Origin of the sequence: Acetobacter senegalensis, assembly GCF_001499615.1 — a bacterium.
Classification (GTDB): Bacteria; Pseudomonadota; Alphaproteobacteria; order Acetobacterales; family Acetobacteraceae; genus Acetobacter; species Acetobacter senegalensis.
This window is the reverse complement of record NZ_LN606600.1, coordinates 3,107,441-3,124,630: the sequence shown is the minus strand read 5'-3', so window position 1 is coordinate 3,124,630 and position 17,190 is coordinate 3,107,441. Positions and strand designations below refer to the sequence as shown.

Genomic DNA, 17,190 nt, shown 5'->3' with positions numbered 1-17,190 from the left:
ATCTGTCAAAGCACTTGCGAGCACGGCCTTGGCCTGATTAATGGACAGGGAAATATTTCGATGATTTGCCCATAGGAAGCGGTGCCAGCTATCGGCTGATAAACTGCGGCTTCTGCGGCGAGTTGATCGGCTGTCTGGTTCTGTATGGTGGTGGTCCAGGCATAGGAGAGATTATACAGGGCCGTGCCTGCGGTCTGGAGTGCGGCAGTGTCCGGTGGGAGTTGCCCCCAGTCAGCATAGACATCCTGAATGACACCATGGGCCCGATCAGACTGTGTCAGGGTCATGATCGCACCCCAGTAAGTCGTCTGGCGGTTGCCAATCTGCTGGATTGACCCGCTGACCCAGCTGTTTTGATCTTTCAGGCATAATTGGGTTGGCAAGCATCCAAGGCTTGTAGAGCAATGCTCCCAAGCTCTTCGTCAGACGCATTAATCGAAACATGAAAAACCCTGCCTTGGTTTTCCCCCTCATACCAAGCAGAATGTCCAGCTCCTCGTCCACGTGAGGCTTTTAGACAGACTAGATCTGTGTCATCGCATTGCCAAGAGGCAAAAACTAAAGCAGATTTAGACATTGCGGTTATATGATCTTTAAATCCAAACACATCACGTATACGGAACCAGAAAGTTCGTTCGGCTGATCTCGATAAGCCGATTATTTCTTCACTCATATCTTGGGGCAGAGTATCTTTACCAAATTTGTATGATAAATCCCGACTAGAACGAAGGGCGGTTTTTAAGTTGTTTCCGATCCATATTGAAGTTGCATCTTTTCGTTCGATAAAAACGGACGCTTCCTTAGGAGAAAAATGTATTCCACCCCACCTATCATTACATATAATAGCAATATATTTCCGCGTTCGAAGAATATTTGCTCGTTTTATTTTTGGTGAATCATCCATTCCCTGCATAATTAAGTAATTTCCTTAATTCTAAAGTCAATGTCTTTTCCATTTGTTGTAGGATCCATAGCGACCCGGTCCTTGGCACGCTGAAGCGCTTTGCAGATCGCTTGCCATTGATCATCCGTTGGGTCAGATGGAACGCCAAGATCGAGTACATAATGATTAATTTCTGTTTTAGAAAATTCGACGCTTGTTCCAACTTTTGAAGAGCCATCATTATAGCGGTAAGGACCAGAGTCTGTATCGTACCGTATCATTTGTTGCACGTTTGCCAAGATTCGAGCCTGAATGTTTCTCTGTATTTTGTAGTATGGGGCCCCGAGATCCATAGTTTTATCGCTAATTGCTGTTCTGGAGTTATTGTTCCACTCATCAAAACTTTTCCAGTTGCTTTTCGGCGTTTGATAATCTGCGAGCCAGTCATATCCTTGATCTTTAAGTCTTTGCGCATCCCAGACTTCAAAGGGATTTCCTTGTGCCTGGATACCATTTCCTTTTGATACCCATTGCACACCGTCTTTCCATTGAATTGTTGGCCGTCCTGCCATCTGGCGACCGTCTACATTATTTGCGGCGGCAATATCGCTATTTTGTACGTCTTCTGAATGTTTCCCTTTGAAAGTCGGAACATCACAGGGATCCTTATCCCCTTCCTGAATGACATCATTAATATTGTTCTGGACGTCTTCCTGATCGGCAACAGCTTCGACTAATCCAGTACCACCAGTTGATATTACCTGACGAAACTGATCTGCTGTCCCGGCATCGTTCATCATGGGATCTGTCAAAGCACTTGCGAGCACGGCCTTGGCCTGATTAATGGACAGGGAATATTTTCGATGATCTGCCCATAGGAAGCGGTGCCAGCTATCGGCTGATAAGCTGCGGCTTCTGCGGCGAGTTGATCGGCTGTCTGGTTCTGTATGGTGGTGGTCCAGGCATAGGAGAGATTATAGAGGGCTGTGCCTGCGGTCTGGAGTGCGGTAGTATCCGGTGGGAGCTGCCCCCAGTCGGCATAGACATCCTGAATGACACCATGGGCCCGATCAGACTGTGTCAGGGTCATGACCGCACCCCAGTAAGTGGTCTGGCGGTTGCCAATCTGTTGGATTGACCCGCTGACCCAACTGTCATCGCTGCCGACATCCTGCCCCGTTACAAACTTAACCTGCTGCTTGAGGATGCCATCGTCGTAAGTTGCCAGTTCTGAGTAGGTCTGGTTGAGCGTACGGGTGTTGTTTCCCATGTCGTTCATCCAGGACTGAATGAATCTCTGTTCATCTCCGGTTGGTGTTGGTTCGCGGCCCTGCACATCACGGATCAGCTGATTCAGGGTGCCCTGCATTCTGTCAGAATGCGCATCAATCACACGAATACCTGAGAGGCTTGTGCCGCTATTGAGGTTGGAGCGTAGCCAGTCTCTGTCCGCGCTACCTGCGTTGACAGCGTACAGCCTCTGTTCATAGACATCGAAGGCGGCATTGGCCCTGTCTGAATTAATCAGGTTATTTCGGGCACTCGCGAGCGTTTCCTGCCGATTGCCGATTTGCTGTTTCGTGCTGACGACCCATGAATCATCGGCACCGACATCCTGATCGGTTACGAATTTAACCTGCTGTCTGAGAAGATCATCGTCATAAGATGCCAGGCCAGAATACAAGGTTGCAAGTGTCGTGTTTCCGTTTCCAAGGTCATTCATCCAGGACTGGATGAATGACTCATCACTTCCAGAGCTTGCAGGTTCCCGGCCCTGTACGTCACGGATCAATTGCATCAGGGTATCCTGCATCCGGCTTGAATGGGCATCAATCACCCGAATCTCCCGTAAGCTCTTCCCGTCATCAAGGTTCGACTGTAACCAGGTTCGCGTCGGATCGTCAGCATTGACACCATAGAGCTTCTGCTCGTAGCTATCGAAGATGCCGTTCTCACCATCATTATAGATCAGCCCATGCCGAACTGAACCGAAAGTCTGCTGGCCGTTGCCGATCTGGTCTTCCTGAGACTGGATCCAACCGTTATCGTAATCACCCGGTTCACGATCCTGAATATCCCGAATAACCTGCTTCAATTCATCCGTTGCTCGCCACGAATGGGCCTCGTTGATCCGGAATTGCTGGAACGTTATACCATTCTGAAACAGTTGCTGTTTGGCATATTGTTGGTCTGTATCATTTGCAGCCTGGCCATGGACCTCCTGATAAACGGTGCTAATCGCACTCTTTTCCGCATCAGAATTGAAAATGGCTTCACGCAATGTTCCGAAGGAGACACCTTTGCCAAGGTAATCTTCTCCTGCTGAAATGACGTCAGAAGAGGCATTGTCTCCCATTGCCGTTTGGAATTGACCTTGAAGTTTGTCGGTTGTGATCTGAAGATGCGCGACTTCCGACATGACCGGTGTGATATCCCGATAATTTACGAGTACACCATTGATGACGGTCTGGGTTGCAGGCAACGCTTCCAGTTTTGGGATGTAGGTTGCAGATTCCGCTGCTGTGGGATCACGTTCTTCAATCGTGTTGAAGATGTATTTGTCAGCCTCTTCGGCCGTATTCCAGGTCTGGGGCGCTGGGGTCGTAAAACCAGGCCAGGAGAAATTTGATCCGGTGACAGCGAGGAAGGAGACAGCCGTCAGGCCGGCTGACGGCGTTGCCGCTCGTGCGGTCTCAGATCCTGAGCTGGAGGCGGTGTCAGAAACAAAAATGGCTGAAGAGGGGGAGAGAAATTGCATCTTCCCCGTTGTGCCCAGGGTAGATTTTGTTCCCGAGACAACAGAGGAAAGCGCCTCGTGCTTATTAAGAAGGGAGGACGATAATGCGGTGCTACTCTCAGGAGAGATGCCTCCATTCTTTGAAAGGAAAGATTCAATGGATTTTAGGGCCGCTGGACTCGTCCCGAAATAATCGAGCGATGAGTTTATAGGGCCGCCGTCAGTAAAAACCCCAGACACAGGGTCTACAGGAGTGGAAGAAGACGCTTTGAGGAGACTGTGCGTATCGTGTGAAAGTGGGAGGCCAAAAAGAACAGTATCCGTCATCTTTCACACCTTTATCATGCTGCGTGTCAGCGAAACCTGTCCTCTGTTTTGAAGCGAGAAGAGGAAAGGTCATGTTTCCGCCTGATTACAGAGTGTTTATGTCAGAAAAGACAAGAAATTAGTTTCTTGTTCATAAAAAAGTCATAATTGGGCGCACAAACATGTCTTTCCAGAGAAAGTGACTAGCTGTCAGGTTGTGAGACGTCATTGGCATAATCGAGGATTTTGTCGACCTGCTTCATGATGTCACGACTAGCCTGTTTGATGTGATCAGGATTACGGGACGCGGAATGTTTTTCAAGCCATGAGGAGATACGCCACCCAGAACACGCTGCGAGCGATAATTGTAAGCGAAACAGAAGCCTCTGAGTAGAATTTCCAGATCCTTATGGCTTGAGACACAGACCGGCAACACCTCTGTCGTGACACGGCCATTGAAGCGTTCGACCATTCCATTGGTCTGAGGAGAGTAAGCTTTGGTCCGGCGTCGGTCGATTCCCATGTCCTGACAGGCTTTTTCGAAGGCATCCGCCGTAAAGCAGGAGCCACGATCGGTTAGAATATGGGTGATCCGGAACGGAAAGACGGTTTTGACAGCTTTGAGGAAAGCGACGGAATTATTGGCATTCTCCGCGTCATAGACGGCCAGATGGACCGAGCGGGAGCATCTATCGTTCTCCATCTGCCGTCTGACATCACGTGTCACGACGTGACCGCCCCGCAAACGGCCCATCTTTGTCGAGACGGCGGTTCCGTCGATGAAGACCAGCCTGGCCGGATTGAGATCAGACTGACTGTCGAACCAGACTGGCAAACGTAAGCCCGCCCAGTACGCCTTGCGCTATGTAAACACCCCAAATAGAGGGAATAACCCCGATGTTGAACAAAGGGGCTGAACCATTTTTGGTAGCGGCGGCTCTCATTATTTGGAGTTATCTCCGATGGCAACCTTAAGGTTGAAGCCGACAGTTCTGCCAAAACTGATCTGCGCCACATTTCCCGCAGGCCCTGTAAAGGCATAGGTACGGTATAGTTTGTCGGTTACGTTGTTCGCATAAACCATTACCTCGTAACGGCTCCCGAAAGACCAAGTTGTTCTTAGGTCTAGCTGTGTGTACGTAGGCTGTTTTAGCTGGTTGGCAATATCAAAATACTGCGGGCCAGTTACACGCAAATCCAATCCGGGTTCAATACGCCCAAAACCCGTTTGAAACCGCGTTGAAAGATGCCCCGCAGCCATAAACTCAGGAACGTAAGGCATACGCAGGCCAGCATAGTTATTGCCTGCGCCATCATTAAAGCTATCGAACTTTGAGATTGTTCTATTGCCATCTGCCCCAATAATCCAACCGGGTCTGAACTCCCACTGAATCTCCCCTTCCACACCACTGGCATGTGCACGTGCGGCACTGGCAATTGTCTGGTAGCCTGCCGGACCAACATAGACTTGCTCGTTCTGTAAGTGATTATAAAAATACCCCACCCTTACAAAGAATTTCTTATGTCGGTACACCGTCCCTATCTCGTAACTCAGCTCCCGTTCCGGATTGTAGGATGTTGCATCTGCAATGCTTGTTGGGGCGTAGTTAAACCCGGCAGGCTTGTAGCCCTGACTGACCCGGCCATGAAGATGCCAGCCCGGCAAAGCTTCATAATCGAGAGAAACGTTACCGAGGCTCATGTTCTGATTGCGGCTCTTATTGCCCGCATAAAGCGTTTGCCCGCCATAGGTCGAATTGAACGCTATGCTGGACATATCACGCGAGAGACGACCACCTAGCCCCAGATCCAGATTTTTCAAAATATGCCAATAAGCATTGCCATAAAGGGCCACTGTTTCCGCACGGTTATGCGATGCGGTCAGTGGGTAGGGAATGTAACTTGGAACATAAGCGGCCGTCTGGCTTGTACGATCCTGATATGTTGTCTGATGATAAAACCCCGTTACAACGTCAAAAAAACGATGTTTGCCTTCTGTACCAAAGCGCAGTTCCTGCGTATTAGCGCTCCACTGCTCCGGTTGGGTAGAAACATACGAATAGTAAGGGAACGAACGCGAAATATCGCTGTCTTGCCATGAGGCTATGACACTGAGTTTCCACCCATCAAAATGATAGGCGCCGTGTAGAGATTCGTCATGCCCACACCGGCTCAGACGCGGGTCGGGAGTGCCCGGCACAACACTTGCAATTTTACGATCGCGCAAATTGTTGAAGCCCACATAAACATCCTGGCTCCCGTAACTGCAGGAACCATCAACAGCAAAGGCCAACTCCCAGGGCTGGTCGGTTGGCGCAAGTCGCAACGTGGCGCGCCCTCCACGGCTTTCAAAACCACCAAGACGTCTGGAACCCGTGGACGGATTGCTCACATTGCCCTGCTGCTCCTGAGAAGTCAGGGCAATGGAGCCATAAAGCCAGTCTTTTATCAGACTGCCGTCTGCCGTGCCGGTTACATGGTAACCATAACGGCTTTCCGCCCCGGCCTCGAACGAGGCATGGGCACGCGGACCGGGCTGGCGCGTTGCAATATCAATCACGCCGCCTTCAGCACTCTGGCCATACAGGGCCGCCTGTGGTCCGCGCAGCAGTTGCACGCTCTCAATACCAATAAGAGACTGCATAGCGTTAATGGGAAGCACGGGAACATCATCTACATAAAATGTTGTAGCTGGATGATAGAGGTCCTGCGCCGAGGTAATACCGCGCACTGTAATGGCGGGGAAAAGAAAGCTCCCCGAGTTTTGAATCTGCACACCCGGTAACACGCGCGCCAGATCATTTGTCTCCCACACCTGTTTCTGGCGGAGTTGTGTGCCCGTTGCAAACTGCCCGCTTGTGCCCGTCTGGTCCAGCCGCCGAGGCTGACGGACACCAACGACCTCCAGATGTTCCTTTGCGGCTTTTGGCGCACTTGTGTTGTTTTTGGCCGCTATTGTTTCTGCCTGCGCAGAACAGGATACAAGAACCCCGCCAGCCATAAGGCCTTTATAAAGTTTCTGATGCCACCGTGCTGATGTGTGAGTGTTAAAGTAAGACATATCTTGTTTTCCAAAGAGAGTAAGGGTCAGTTCAGTGGGGCATTGGGAGCAACCCATGACCGGGGGCGCTGTTGTGCGTGCCAGAGCCGAGCATAGGTGCTGTTGAAAGACATGAGGGCTTTGTGCGTGCCACGCTCCACGATGTGACCGTTCTCCATCACCCAGATTTCGTCGGCGTCCTGTGCAATCCACAGGCGGTGAGCAATTGTGATTACTGTGCGATCCCCCCCAATGTGCTGTAGGGTGCTGCGAATGGCAGCTTCGCTCATCGTATCAAGCTGCGAGGTTGCTTCGTCCATCACCAGTAAAGGTGCGTTCATAAGCAGTGCACGCGCTATGGCGAGGCGCTGCTTCTCTCCGCCGGAAAGCGCAGTTGCGGCAGCCCTGATTTCTGTGTTGAGGCCATGAGGCAGCTGCTGAATAAACTCATGAGCATGGGCTTGTTTGATGGCATCATGCACTGCCGCCTCAGAGGCCGTAGGGCAACCAAGGCGGATATTGTCGGATATTGTTCCTTCAAAAAAGTGCACGTCCTGCGGCACCAGAGTAATGCTCTGGCCAAGCATACTGCGGTCCATGCCCCGCAGGTCCACCCCACCTATTGTAATAGCTCCTGCACCAACGTCCTGCAGGCGAAGAGCCAAATGTGCGAGTGTGGTTTTGCCAGAACCTGAAATACCAACAAGTGCAATTTTTGTACCTCGGCGGATTGTTCCTTCAATCGGGGCAAGGCCACCAGCAGAGGGATTATCTGCATCAAAAAGAACCGAGGCATTTGAAAAATGCAGGCAGTACCCCTCCGGCTCCGCAACTTTTTCAGCCTGGGTCATGTTGGGTCGCACCATAATCTGGCTCATACGGTGGAGTGTATTCCTCGCAAAACGTAGCCCAGCAACCTGGCCTGCCAATTCAACAACACAGCGGGTAAAGCGGTAGGTCAGTATAATGGCTGCAAAAACAGCACCAGCGGAGAGACCTTTTTGCTGAAAACTCATGACCAGCACGCCAATGGCAAGAGCCATTCCGGTCTGGGCGGCAAGGGCATACCCCATAATGGCAGGTGCAGGAGCCACCTCAAGCGCCATCTGGGCTGTTTTCAGGCTGTCCGTTGCCGCCTCTGCACGAGAGGAAATCTGCCCTTGTGTGTCAAAAAAACGGATCTCACCGGCACCTTCCAAAAGCGTCAGTGTAGCCTGCGCATAAGCTTCCTGTGCAGAGGCAAGACCGGCATCGGCCTTATCCAGCAGGCGGAATGCCAGCAGCATCATGCCAATAACAGCCGGTAAACTGAGCGCCAGAACAGCGGCAGCAGAAACTGAAAGGAACCCAATCAGGACAAGAAGCAGAGCGGGTAAAGCCATACCGGGAATGACAATGCCCCACAGATGGGTGAAAATATCTTGCACAGCAGCAAAACGGCTTGTCATGAGGTCCAGCAGCCTGGCGCTTTCGTCTGGCAACTGCCGCTGGGCCGGGAGCGCCATCAGATGATCAAGCAGGCGCAGCCTGATCTGTGACATGGCACGATACGTGCCGGTAAAATCTTGCACCAACCCCTGGGCGCGAAACAGCGCTTGTAGGCCAAAAGCTACGGCCAGACCTAACAGGATCATCAGTGCGCATGTGATACTGCTACGCCCCTCGGCCATCCATTGCACGCTGAGCAGTAACAGGACGTAGCCTGCCGCTTCAGCCACAGAGGATGCCAAGCCATACACAAACCCAGCGCGCAACGCGGGGTCTGCAATAAGGGTGCGCAGCAGAACCTTGTAGTATCCCTTCATGGCATGGCTCCATCGCCAAACTGGTGACGGGCATAGGTTCCATAAAGTGCTGATTTTTCCATGAGGTCTTCATGGCGCCCCAGAGCAGTCAGGTGCCCATGCTCCATAACTGCGATCTGCGCGGCCTCACGCACAGTTGCAAGCCGATGCGCGACAATAAGGATCGTACGCCCCTCAAGCGCACGCGCAAGAGCTTTCTGAATATGGAACTCACGTTCCGGGTCAACAAAAGCTGTTGGTTCATCAAGAAGAATAACGGGAGCCCGACTGACCAGAACCCGTGCAATGGCCAACCTTTGACGCTCCCCCCCAGAAAGACGGGCTCCGTTCCGCCCGATCGGTCCGTGCAACCCAAAGCGTTTGACACACCCAGAAAGATCACATTCGGCCAGAACATCAGTAATGTCACTTTCAGCAAGGTCCGGGCGATACAGAAGAAGATTATCCGCAAGGGAGTGCCCAAGAAGCACAGGATTCTGGAATACCGGGCAAATCAGCTGCCCAATAGCTTGCGGCACAAGTGTTTCAAGATCATGACCGCCAATCAAAACACGGCCGGATGTTGGTTTGAGATTACCTGAAGCAAGCTGCAAAAGCGTACTTTTCCCCGCCCCACTGGCCCCAACAATGCCCGTTACCTGCCCCGCAGGACATGTTAGCGAGAAAGACGTCAGCACATTCTCATTTTCAGAGCGTTCAAGGCTGATATTTTCAAACACAACATCGTAGTATCTGTCGGCCTGAACCGTCACTGATGGATGCAGTGCTGCGGGTTGCGCGGTGCTTTCTGCACGCAGTGCGTTAAGGCGCTCCAATGTTGCGCGCAGGCGTGGAAGCGTGCCTGAAACAAACATAAGACGCTGAAGTGGCGTCATCAGCCCAATGCCAAGCAAAATGGAAAACAGGCAATCAGGCAGGCCAAGACCATGCGTCATGTGCAGGATGATTGCGCATGGCAGCACCAGAAGCAGGTTTGTGCCAACGCACATAAACACCATGACATAGCTCCATCTGGAGCGGCGCGTCATATCGCACGCCAGATGCGCCACATCTTGCAATGCCTCTGTCAGTGGAGGCAGGGAACTCGGGGATCTGTTAAAAACCTTGAGGGTCATCAGCCCTTCCAGACAGGCCATGATGTTCTGGTTGATTCTGACATCAGCAAGATGCCATGCCCGACCATTGCCAGAGGCAACACGCCCGATCTGCCGCCAGGCCCATGCGGCTACTGGCAATAGTCCGACGCTGGCCAAAGCCATGACTGGGGAAATAACCACCAGAAAAAGCAGGCTGACCACAACTGTCACAAGGCTGATAATTGTATCGGGGAAAGTATGCGCAATGGCCGTCTCAAATTCGGCACTGTCATCAAGCGCCAGTTTTTTTAACATTGCTCTGTGACTGGCCGTATAATCAGCCGGAAGTCTTTGTGTGAGATTTAAAATAGCCCTACGTAAATCCCTGACCACATCAAATGCCAACCTGTGGCAGAGCACAGATGTTGCCCCCTGACACAGAAACGGCAGAAAAACGGCGGGGAGCAGAAACAGCGCAATCCGCGTAGCCGACTGGGCAGGAAGAGAACGAAAAAGCTGGCTTAGAACAACAAGTGGGATAAGCGCGCTCAGGGCTGTCAGAACAGAAAAAACACTGACTACATAAAACCGTGGTTTATACCGATTTATATAATCCGAAATACTCAAGCAGTCAGATGAACAACAGGACATGTGCAGGGCTTTGGTCTGTTCCGGCAGGTGGAAAGGCACCTCCCGTCATGATCGGAGTTGACGCTTCTCGCTACCGCGATCGAACCAAACCATTGCGATCCGGTCCTGTAATTGATAATCATTCTTATTATTTTTTAATCCTGAGGCCATAGCGCTCATGTCCGTAGAGATTTTATCGCGTGTTTCACGCACGCAAATGAAGCAGGCTCATGCGTTTTCTCCGTCCTATTACAAGGACGTGGACAAACTCGGCCGGGAAGCGGCCTTACAAGGCCGGATGCGCACCTTCACTCTTAGGGAGGGGCTGGAGCTAGGTGTGTTCGACCTCTATGCGCGCAGAGATTTCATGGGCACTTTTTCCGCCTCCCCTCAGCTTGTTATCGTCCTTATTACTGAAGGCCTCGCCTACGGCACTTTCCGGCATCGCAGCGATCACGCACCGTCCCCGCGTTTGAACTACCAGACGGGAGACGTAATTGTTGCCTGTAATCTGGCAGCCGGGGAAACAACTTTTGGGTTAACAGCAGGCCAGAAATTCAGCGGGCTGGAACTTAGGGTGAGCTTTGATCTACTAGAACAGCTCATGCCCGGTTTTCTTGCCAAGGCGACATCCCACGACAGACCTGTCCAAGTTATAGGAAAAGCCGCGTGTTGGATGGCGCGCCTCTCGCGCACATTCACGCTAGGTGCTACAGCACGGACACTTCGGTCGGCAGCAGTAGATGGCAGACGCTCTCTTATGCTGGAAGGTTTTTCACTGTGCCTGCTGGATGAAGTGCTGGAAGCTTTCGACAGCGACAAGGAAGCAGCACTATGGCGCCAGGCGGGTCGCTACGAAGCATGTATCCGTGAAGCCGCCGCGTTACTGACCACCCACCTCGCCGAGCCATGGACAATCAAAATGCTCGCAGAACGGGTCGGTCTCTCCGAAAAGCGTTTAAAAGACGGATTTCAAAAATACTATCAGAACGGTCCCTATGGGTTTTTACAAAAAATTCGCATGGATAGGGCTAAATCTTTACTTATGCGCCAAACCACAAGCGTAACAGACGTCGCTTTACAGGTTGGATATTCAAACAGCTCGCACTTTGCAAAACTCTTCAAAAGAGAGTTTGGTATCAGCCCATCCAAGGTGCCTATGTCGGGTTTACCATAGTTATATGTTCCGTCACATCAAAGACCAAAAGGATGCGAGACCATCTTCAGCGACGGCACTTTTGGCGCAGCATGCACTGGCAAGCTCGGCCTTCCTTTGAGATTTTGCATGGTTTCCTCCCATTCGCCCTCCTGCATTGCCTGCCAGTCTACCGTGGTCGATCAGAGTGTGAGACAAACCGTCCCGAAGCAAGCAACCATCTTCTGACTGCCAAAGTAATGTGGTTCAGCCGCAGAACAGTCATGTCTGACCTCATTAAATTCTTGCAGGAAAATATGCTTCGTTTTCGAGGCAACGACAATCCGCCATGGAATGGATGCGAGGGTACTCCATGATCTCCCGCACCTTACTCGGCTGCTCGACGGCAAGCAACGAGGGCACCTGCGACAACCGGACGAATATGCGGCGCGAAGAGCTGGAACTACAGATCAATGTGCGTGGCAATCTCGTCGGCATCATGACGGTTGCGTCGGGCAGCGAACAAACGAAAACCCCGCCCGTTTCCGGACTGGTGTTCATGATGCGTTCGCATCGCAAATTCAGATGGTGCGGGGACAGGATTGGTTCTCAGCTTGCGGCAACCGCAAGTTGAGAGCAAAGCAAGATTAATAGGCTGTTTTAATGAACTTTTTTCGGCACACGCATGACCTCCTACTGAAATAAAGGCCCCTACCCTCATAAAGCATAAAGTTCATGCATCCAGGGCTATGTCAGCTTCTGCCGACATTCTGGGCATAAAATTGCTGGATGCCGTTTCTGCATAGCGGACACAGCTAGCGTGATTTCCCGCGACCAAGTTTAGGTAGGAAGCAGCCTTCCCGCTTTCGAAGCAGGAGTGGCATAATCACTTCCTGACCGGCACAAAACCGTTACAAACCCATTCTTTTTCCTCTCGTGTCAGAACCTGAATTCATAGACTGCTTTTCACAATCGAGAACTGGAAACAGGTTGTTTCTGTTGACAAGAACCCGCTGTTTCCTGTCTAGAGACAACCAGCCATGGTTCTTTCCGTGTGTTTGCCACATGGAAGGCTAAGAGGGAAACCGGTGCAATACCGGTGCTGCCCCCGCAACTGTATGCTGTGAGGCTGTCGGAACAAACGCCACTGTTATCTTCGATTGATGACGGGAAGGCTCCAACCTGCCGATGACCAGCAAGCCAGGAGACCTGCCATAGCGTGAAAGTCACGGACGGAGCTGCCGAACGGGGTGTGTCGGGGGCGAAACGATGCTCGGTCGTTTCCACCGCGGTGACGCCCTGTCGGAGCAATTGTCGTGCGTGCCGTACCCCGCGTCTTTGGCCTATTAGTTATCAGTGTTGGCTGTGTTTCGTCTGTTTGTGCCGCAACAGTCCAAACCAAGAAGGCAAAAGCACAGCCCTTTAAGAAACCGTCCACTCTCTGGAATGGCGCGCCCGAAGAGATAACGTCTTATGGCAAGACCCCGACGCTCAAGACAGCTCCGGCCATCGCTGGCAAGCTGGGTCTGTCCATTCAGCATTCTCCCGCCACCATCAATGTCGTTTCACATGACCTGATGATGCAGCGTGGCTATGCCCAGGCCGAGGACGCTGCAGACAGCGCGCCCGGCGTGACATCTGGCGGTTCGCCCGGAAGCCCTGCGCAGCTCCTGATGCGAGGCTTCAGCGGCAATCAGATCCTCGTGCTGCGGGACGGGATCTATTTCGGTCCCACCACAATGGTGAACCGCCCTCAGAACAGCTTCAATCTGGAAAGCGTGCAGATCCTGAAGGGGCCATCCTCCGTTCTTTATGGGCAGGGTGCGGTTGGCGGTACGGAAGATGTGCGAACCCGTGACCCCGCCTTCGATGCACCGCATGCAAATGCCCTGCTGTCCTACGGCAGCTTTAATACATGGAATGCCGGGATCGGTGGTTCAGTGCCAATCACTAAAACACTGGCTCTGCGCACGGATTTCAGTCGTACATCTTCAGATGGCTATGTGAAAGGGGCTGACCCTCACTCGAACGATTTCACGACAACCCTTCTGTGGAAGCCGACGGACAAATTCACTGCTCGGCTGAGCATGGATTATCTGACCGATCGCCTCTCCACCTATTACGGCACACCGCTGGTCAATCTGTCGCAGACAGGGGGACGTGTGGGCGGTCTGCTCAGTTCCTCACAAGGGCTTGGCATTACCAAAGTCTCGATATGGCGTTATTATAATGTGCGTAATGCACAGGCGAGTTCGGTGAACGCCACGCCAACGCTTCATCTGGAATGGCAGGCCACACCAAACATCCTGATCCATAACAGCAGCTACTTCATCTATTCGAAACGTCTGTGGAACAACGCCGAAAGCCTCAGTTATATCAGTTCTGCCGGCAGCACAGACGCAAGTGGAAACACGATTGCACCGGGCCGCATCGGACGCGACAGATTCTACGTTTTCCAGAACCAGCATCAGGTCGGCGACAGTCTCTACGCCCGGTTCGATTCCACAATTTTTGGCATGAAGAACCGCTTCATTCTCGGCGGCGATGCCTACTATCTTCGCTTTATCCGCAACCGTGGTTTTCCCAACGCGGATTATGCCGACAGCGTTTCTCTCGCCAGTCCTGAACAGACAGGACTGGGAGACTTCGCCGGGGAATATCCCTACAAGAAATCCCCCACGACCATGGTGCAGGCCGGGCTGTTCATGGAAGACGTGCTGACCATTCGCGACGATCTGCGGCTTGTCGGGGAATTTCGGTACGACTGGCTTTCGCTGAACCGGCAGAATTACAATCAGGATGGCAGTTACAGCGCCGCCACCAGCTTCAAGGGACACTACAATCCCGACAATTTCCGTATCGGTCCCGTATTCGATATCACCAAAAATGTGAGCGTGTATGGGGTCTATACAACAGGAGAAGACCCGCCGGGCTCCAATCTGTTCCTCGCCAACCGTGGCCAGTTCACGCGTCTGAGCCATTCAAGGCAGGGTGAGATCGGCATCAAGGCGAATGCGTGGGATGGCCGCTTCACGACGACACTGGCATTCTACGATATCCGACGCACCCGCATGCTCGTCGCAACCGGCGTCGATACGGTGGCCACGGCCGGTGCGCAGAAATCGCGCGGACTGGAATGGCAGGGCGATCTGATTCTCGATCGCCACTGGAGCCTCTCCGGCAATGTCGCCTATACCTATTCACGTTACGGCTCCTTCCATCCCAGCGCATCGGTCGATGCGTCAGGTAATCAGGTTCCGGACGTACCGGCCGTCACCGCCAATCTGTGGGCTATCTGGTCCCGTGTGCAGGGTCTGCCCCTCGATCTGGGCGCAGGCATGCGATACGTCTCTTCCCGCAAGGGTGATTACGCCAATACCCTGACCCTGAAGGATTATGCGCTCATGAATGTTTTCGCCGCATGGCATACCTACAAGGGTGTGACCGTGTATGGCCGTATCGACAATATCGGCAACAAGCACTTCATCCAGTGGGCGGACACCAGCTATCCCGATCAGGTGCTTCTGGGTGCGCCCCGGTCTTTTTCTATCAGTGTTCAGGCTGGTTTCTGATAGCCTGCCCGCCATAAGGAGTAATCATCCATTACCACCTGCACTCTTCCTCCGGTTTCCGCAGCAGCGCCAATCCCTGTGAAGTCCCTGCTGCCTTGGGCTGTTTTCGGAACGCTCCTGTTCGCCCTGCTGCTTTATTTCGTTGGTGCGGAACAGGGCGCGACGTCCCTCGTCTCCGGTCACATGGTGCATGAATTCGTCCATGATGGACGCCATCTCCTCGGTTTCCCGTGTCACTGACGGGGATCTGAGAACGTGATGGATCGCCTGCTGCCCCGTGGCATGTTCGCTGGGATACTCGCCGCGCTGCTCGCTTTCCTTTTTGCGCGGATCTTCGGTGAATCGCAGGTGAACCTGTCCATTGCCTACGAGGCTCATCAGGCCGCTCTGGCGCATGAACCGGCCGAACCGGAACTGGTGAGCCGCGCGGTGCAGGCAGGATGGGGGTTGCTGACCGCGATTGTAATGTACGGCGCAGCCTATGGCGGTCTGTTTCGGTGCAGCTCGGGTGCGCCTATGGTCGCACGTGTGCTTGAGGCCTCATCGTGACGGCCGTGACAATTTCTGTGCATCATTATATTCGCAAACGCCTGCTCAGAACTCTTTATATCACCCATCGCTGGCTGGGGATCAGCATGGGGATACTCATGATGTCGTGGTGCCTTTCAGGGATGGTGATGCTGTGGCAGCCTTGGCCTACCCCAGATCGTGTCTCAGCTGAAAAAGTACATGGTCTTTTCCATCTGCCTACACATCTGCCCCTGATTAACGCCTTGAACGAGTATGGGGCACGCTTCCAGTCGTTCCGCCTCAGCATGACCGGTTCCGAACCAGTTCTCACCCTCGTTCCTATTTCTGGTCCGCCTGTCAGCATTGATTTGAGGACAGGAAGAGCGGGATCCATCACACCAAACGATGCCAGTATGAATGCGGCGGCTTACGCATCCTCCGTTGGGGTGCAAAGTCCGCCTGTTTTCACTGGTACGACCACGGATGACCAGTGGGTGCTTGATACTCCCGGTAGACTGACTGGTTTTGAACGATTTCGCTTTTCAGGTCCGCAAGGACTTGTCGTCTATATATCATCATTGACGGGGGATGTAGTGCAGGCGACTGATACGAGTTCGCGCGCATGGTCCTGGATGGGTGCAATCCCACACTGGCTTTATCCTGCCATATTGCGACGCAATCCTCTGATGTGGAAATGGACCGTCATCTTGCTGGCGGGAATAGGAATGTTTCTGACAGCAACCGGCCTTTCCATCGGCCTTTTACGTCTGAGACGTCGATGGCCATTTTCGTATTATCGTCGCTGGCATCTTGCCCATCATCTTGGCGGCATGATGTTTGGCCTTCTTGCCTTGTCTTGGATCACTACAGGTTTTTTCACCATGAATCCAGGCGGCGTTTTTGCAAGCGAGCGAGAAGCGCGTTCGGCCGTGCATGTGACAGGAAGTGTGACGGGCGAGGAAATCCTCGCAGTTCTTAACCGTATCGTCCGTCTACATACGGTTGACTGGACAGACGTAAGCAGTGCGTTTCTAAAAGGGCATATCTTCTTGGCCGTTACTGATTCTGTTGGCAATCACAAACGGCTTGATGCCCAGTTGTCGCCGTCTCTGCTCACAACAACAGAGTTAGGGGCATCAGCCACCTTTCTGGCATCCCCAGACCTGTACTATTTCAATCGCCCCACGCACACGCGTCATTTCCCTGTCATTCGTATGGCCGCTGCAAACGGAACGCTCTTTTATCTTGACGCACGAACGGGAGAAGTGATCACCGCTTTCGACAGTGCGGCACAAAAGTCCCGCTGGTGGGTGTATGGACCGCACAACATGGACTTCTGGTCGTGGTTGCGGTCTCCTACTGCTCGTTTGATGGTGATATTCCCCACCCTGTGCTGTGTTTTGAGCATTTATATAACCAGCGTCACGATCGGTATGAGACGTCTCGGTTTTATAAAGCGCCGGTAAATGTTCAAATAAACGAGAGAAATATCATTT

11 protein-coding genes, 3 pseudogenes and 1 riboswitch are annotated in these 17,190 nt (G+C 52.5%); of the genes and pseudogenes, 6 read left to right on the top strand and 8 right to left on the bottom strand.

The features are described from left to right. Positions 1 to 5: 5 nt before the first annotated feature. From ASN_RS14520 to ASN_RS14485, 8 genes and pseudogenes are all read right to left on the bottom strand, one after another. Positions 6 to 287 carry a hypothetical protein gene (locus ASN_RS14520; RefSeq protein ID WP_058988579.1) on the bottom strand — a complete coding sequence of 94 codons (282 nt, stop codon included), beginning with the start codon at positions 285 to 287 and terminating at the stop codon, positions 6 to 8. A gap of 74 nt (positions 288 to 361) precedes the next feature. Continuing rightward, positions 362 to 913 (bottom strand): hypothetical protein, encoded by a 552-nt coding sequence (locus tag ASN_RS18995; RefSeq protein ID WP_082666708.1) that lies wholly within the window; start codon positions 911 to 913, stop codon positions 362 to 364. A 2-nt stretch (positions 914 to 915) separates the two neighbouring features. Then, positions 916 to 1,683: an endonuclease toxin domain-containing protein gene (locus ASN_RS14510; protein ID WP_058988577.1), complete on the bottom strand. Its 768-nt coding sequence runs from the start codon at positions 1,681 to 1,683 to the stop codon at positions 916 to 918. An 8-nt stretch (positions 1,684 to 1,691) separates the two neighbouring features. Beyond that, positions 1,692 to 3,641 carry a hypothetical protein gene (locus ASN_RS14505; protein WP_058988576.1) on the bottom strand — a complete coding sequence of 650 codons (1,950 nt, stop codon included), beginning with the start codon at positions 3,639 to 3,641 and terminating at the stop codon, positions 1,692 to 1,694. 488 nt (positions 3,642 to 4,129) lie between these two features. After that, positions 4,130 to 4,620, bottom strand: a pseudogene (locus ASN_RS14500) (DDE-type integrase/transposase/recombinase); the annotation flags it as partial. A gap of 249 nt (positions 4,621 to 4,869) precedes the next feature. After that, positions 4,870 to 6,987, bottom strand: a complete 2,118-nt coding sequence (locus tag ASN_RS14495; RefSeq protein WP_167541319.1) for a TonB-dependent receptor — start codon at positions 6,985 to 6,987, stop codon at positions 4,870 to 4,872. Positions 6,988 to 7,013: 26 nt separating this feature from the next. Then, complete coding sequence (locus ASN_RS14490) at positions 7,014 to 8,771, bottom strand: ABC transporter ATP-binding protein (protein WP_058988574.1); 1,758 nt, start codon at positions 8,769 to 8,771, stop codon at positions 7,014 to 7,016. Then, positions 8,768 to 10,498, bottom strand: a complete 1,731-nt coding sequence (locus tag ASN_RS14485) for an ABC transporter ATP-binding protein (RefSeq protein WP_231948522.1) — start codon at positions 10,496 to 10,498, stop codon at positions 8,768 to 8,770. Before ASN_RS14485 ends, ASN_RS14490 begins: the two co-directional genes overlap by 4 nt. 157 nt (positions 10,499 to 10,655) lie before the next feature. Between ASN_RS14485 and ASN_RS14480 the strand changes: the two genes are divergently transcribed. The 6 genes and pseudogenes from ASN_RS14480 to ASN_RS14455 all read left to right on the top strand — a co-directional run bounded on the left by ASN_RS14480 (position 10,656) and on the right by ASN_RS14455 (position 17,160). Then, entirely contained in the window at positions 10,656 to 11,654 is a 999-nt protein-coding gene (locus ASN_RS14480; RefSeq protein ID WP_082666706.1) for a helix-turn-helix transcriptional regulator, read from the top strand. A 421-nt stretch (positions 11,655 to 12,075) separates the two neighbouring features. Then, a pseudogene (locus tag ASN_RS14475) lies at positions 12,076 to 12,263 on the top strand (hypothetical protein); the annotation flags it as partial. 373 nt (positions 12,264 to 12,636) lie between these two features. After that, a riboswitch (cobalamin riboswitch) is annotated at positions 12,637 to 12,843 on the top strand. Positions 12,844 to 12,928: 85 nt separating this feature from the next. After that, positions 12,929 to 15,184: a TonB-dependent receptor gene (locus ASN_RS14470; protein WP_082666704.1), complete on the top strand. Its 2,256-nt coding sequence runs from the start codon at positions 12,929 to 12,931 to the stop codon at positions 15,182 to 15,184. A 30-nt stretch (positions 15,185 to 15,214) separates the two neighbouring features. Then, complete coding sequence (locus tag ASN_RS18990) at positions 15,215 to 15,424, top strand: CbtB domain-containing protein (protein WP_081473601.1); 210 nt, start codon at positions 15,215 to 15,217, stop codon at positions 15,422 to 15,424. Between the two features lie 15 nt (positions 15,425 to 15,439). After that, positions 15,440 to 15,679 (top strand): annotated as a pseudogene (locus ASN_RS14460) (CbtA family protein); the annotation flags it as partial. Between the two features lie 50 nt (positions 15,680 to 15,729). Beyond that, a complete protein-coding gene (locus ASN_RS14455) occupies positions 15,730 to 17,160 on the top strand; it encodes a PepSY domain-containing protein (RefSeq protein ID WP_058988568.1) in 1,431 nt (476 codons plus the stop codon). Positions 17,161 to 17,190 lie beyond the last annotated feature (30 nt).

Coding starts and splice junctions, on each gene's coding strand:
- ASN_RS14520 (WP_058988579.1), bottom strand. CDS start 287: ATGACCCTGACACAGTCTGATCGGGCCCATGGTGTCATTCAGGATGTC.
- ASN_RS18995 (WP_082666708.1), bottom strand. CDS start 913: ATGCAGGGAATGGATGATTCACCAAAAATAAAACGAGCAAATATTCTT.
- ASN_RS14510 (WP_058988577.1), bottom strand. CDS start 1,683: ATGATGAACGATGCCGGGACAGCAGATCAGTTTCGTCAGGTAATATCA.
- ASN_RS14505 (WP_058988576.1), bottom strand. CDS start 3,641: ATGCAATTTCTCTCCCCCTCTTCAGCCATTTTTGTTTCTGACACCGCC.
- ASN_RS14495 (WP_167541319.1), bottom strand. CDS start 6,987: ATGTCTTACTTTAACACTCACACATCAGCACGGTGGCATCAGAAACTT.
- ASN_RS14490 (WP_058988574.1), bottom strand. CDS start 8,771: ATGAAGGGATACTACAAGGTTCTGCTGCGCACCCTTATTGCAGACCCC.
- ASN_RS14485 (WP_231948522.1), bottom strand. CDS start 10,498: ATGTCCTGTTGTTCATCTGACTGCTTGAGTATTTCGGATTATATAAAT.
- ASN_RS14480 (WP_082666706.1), top strand. CDS start 10,656: ATGTCCGTAGAGATTTTATCGCGTGTTTCACGCACGCAAATGAAGCAG.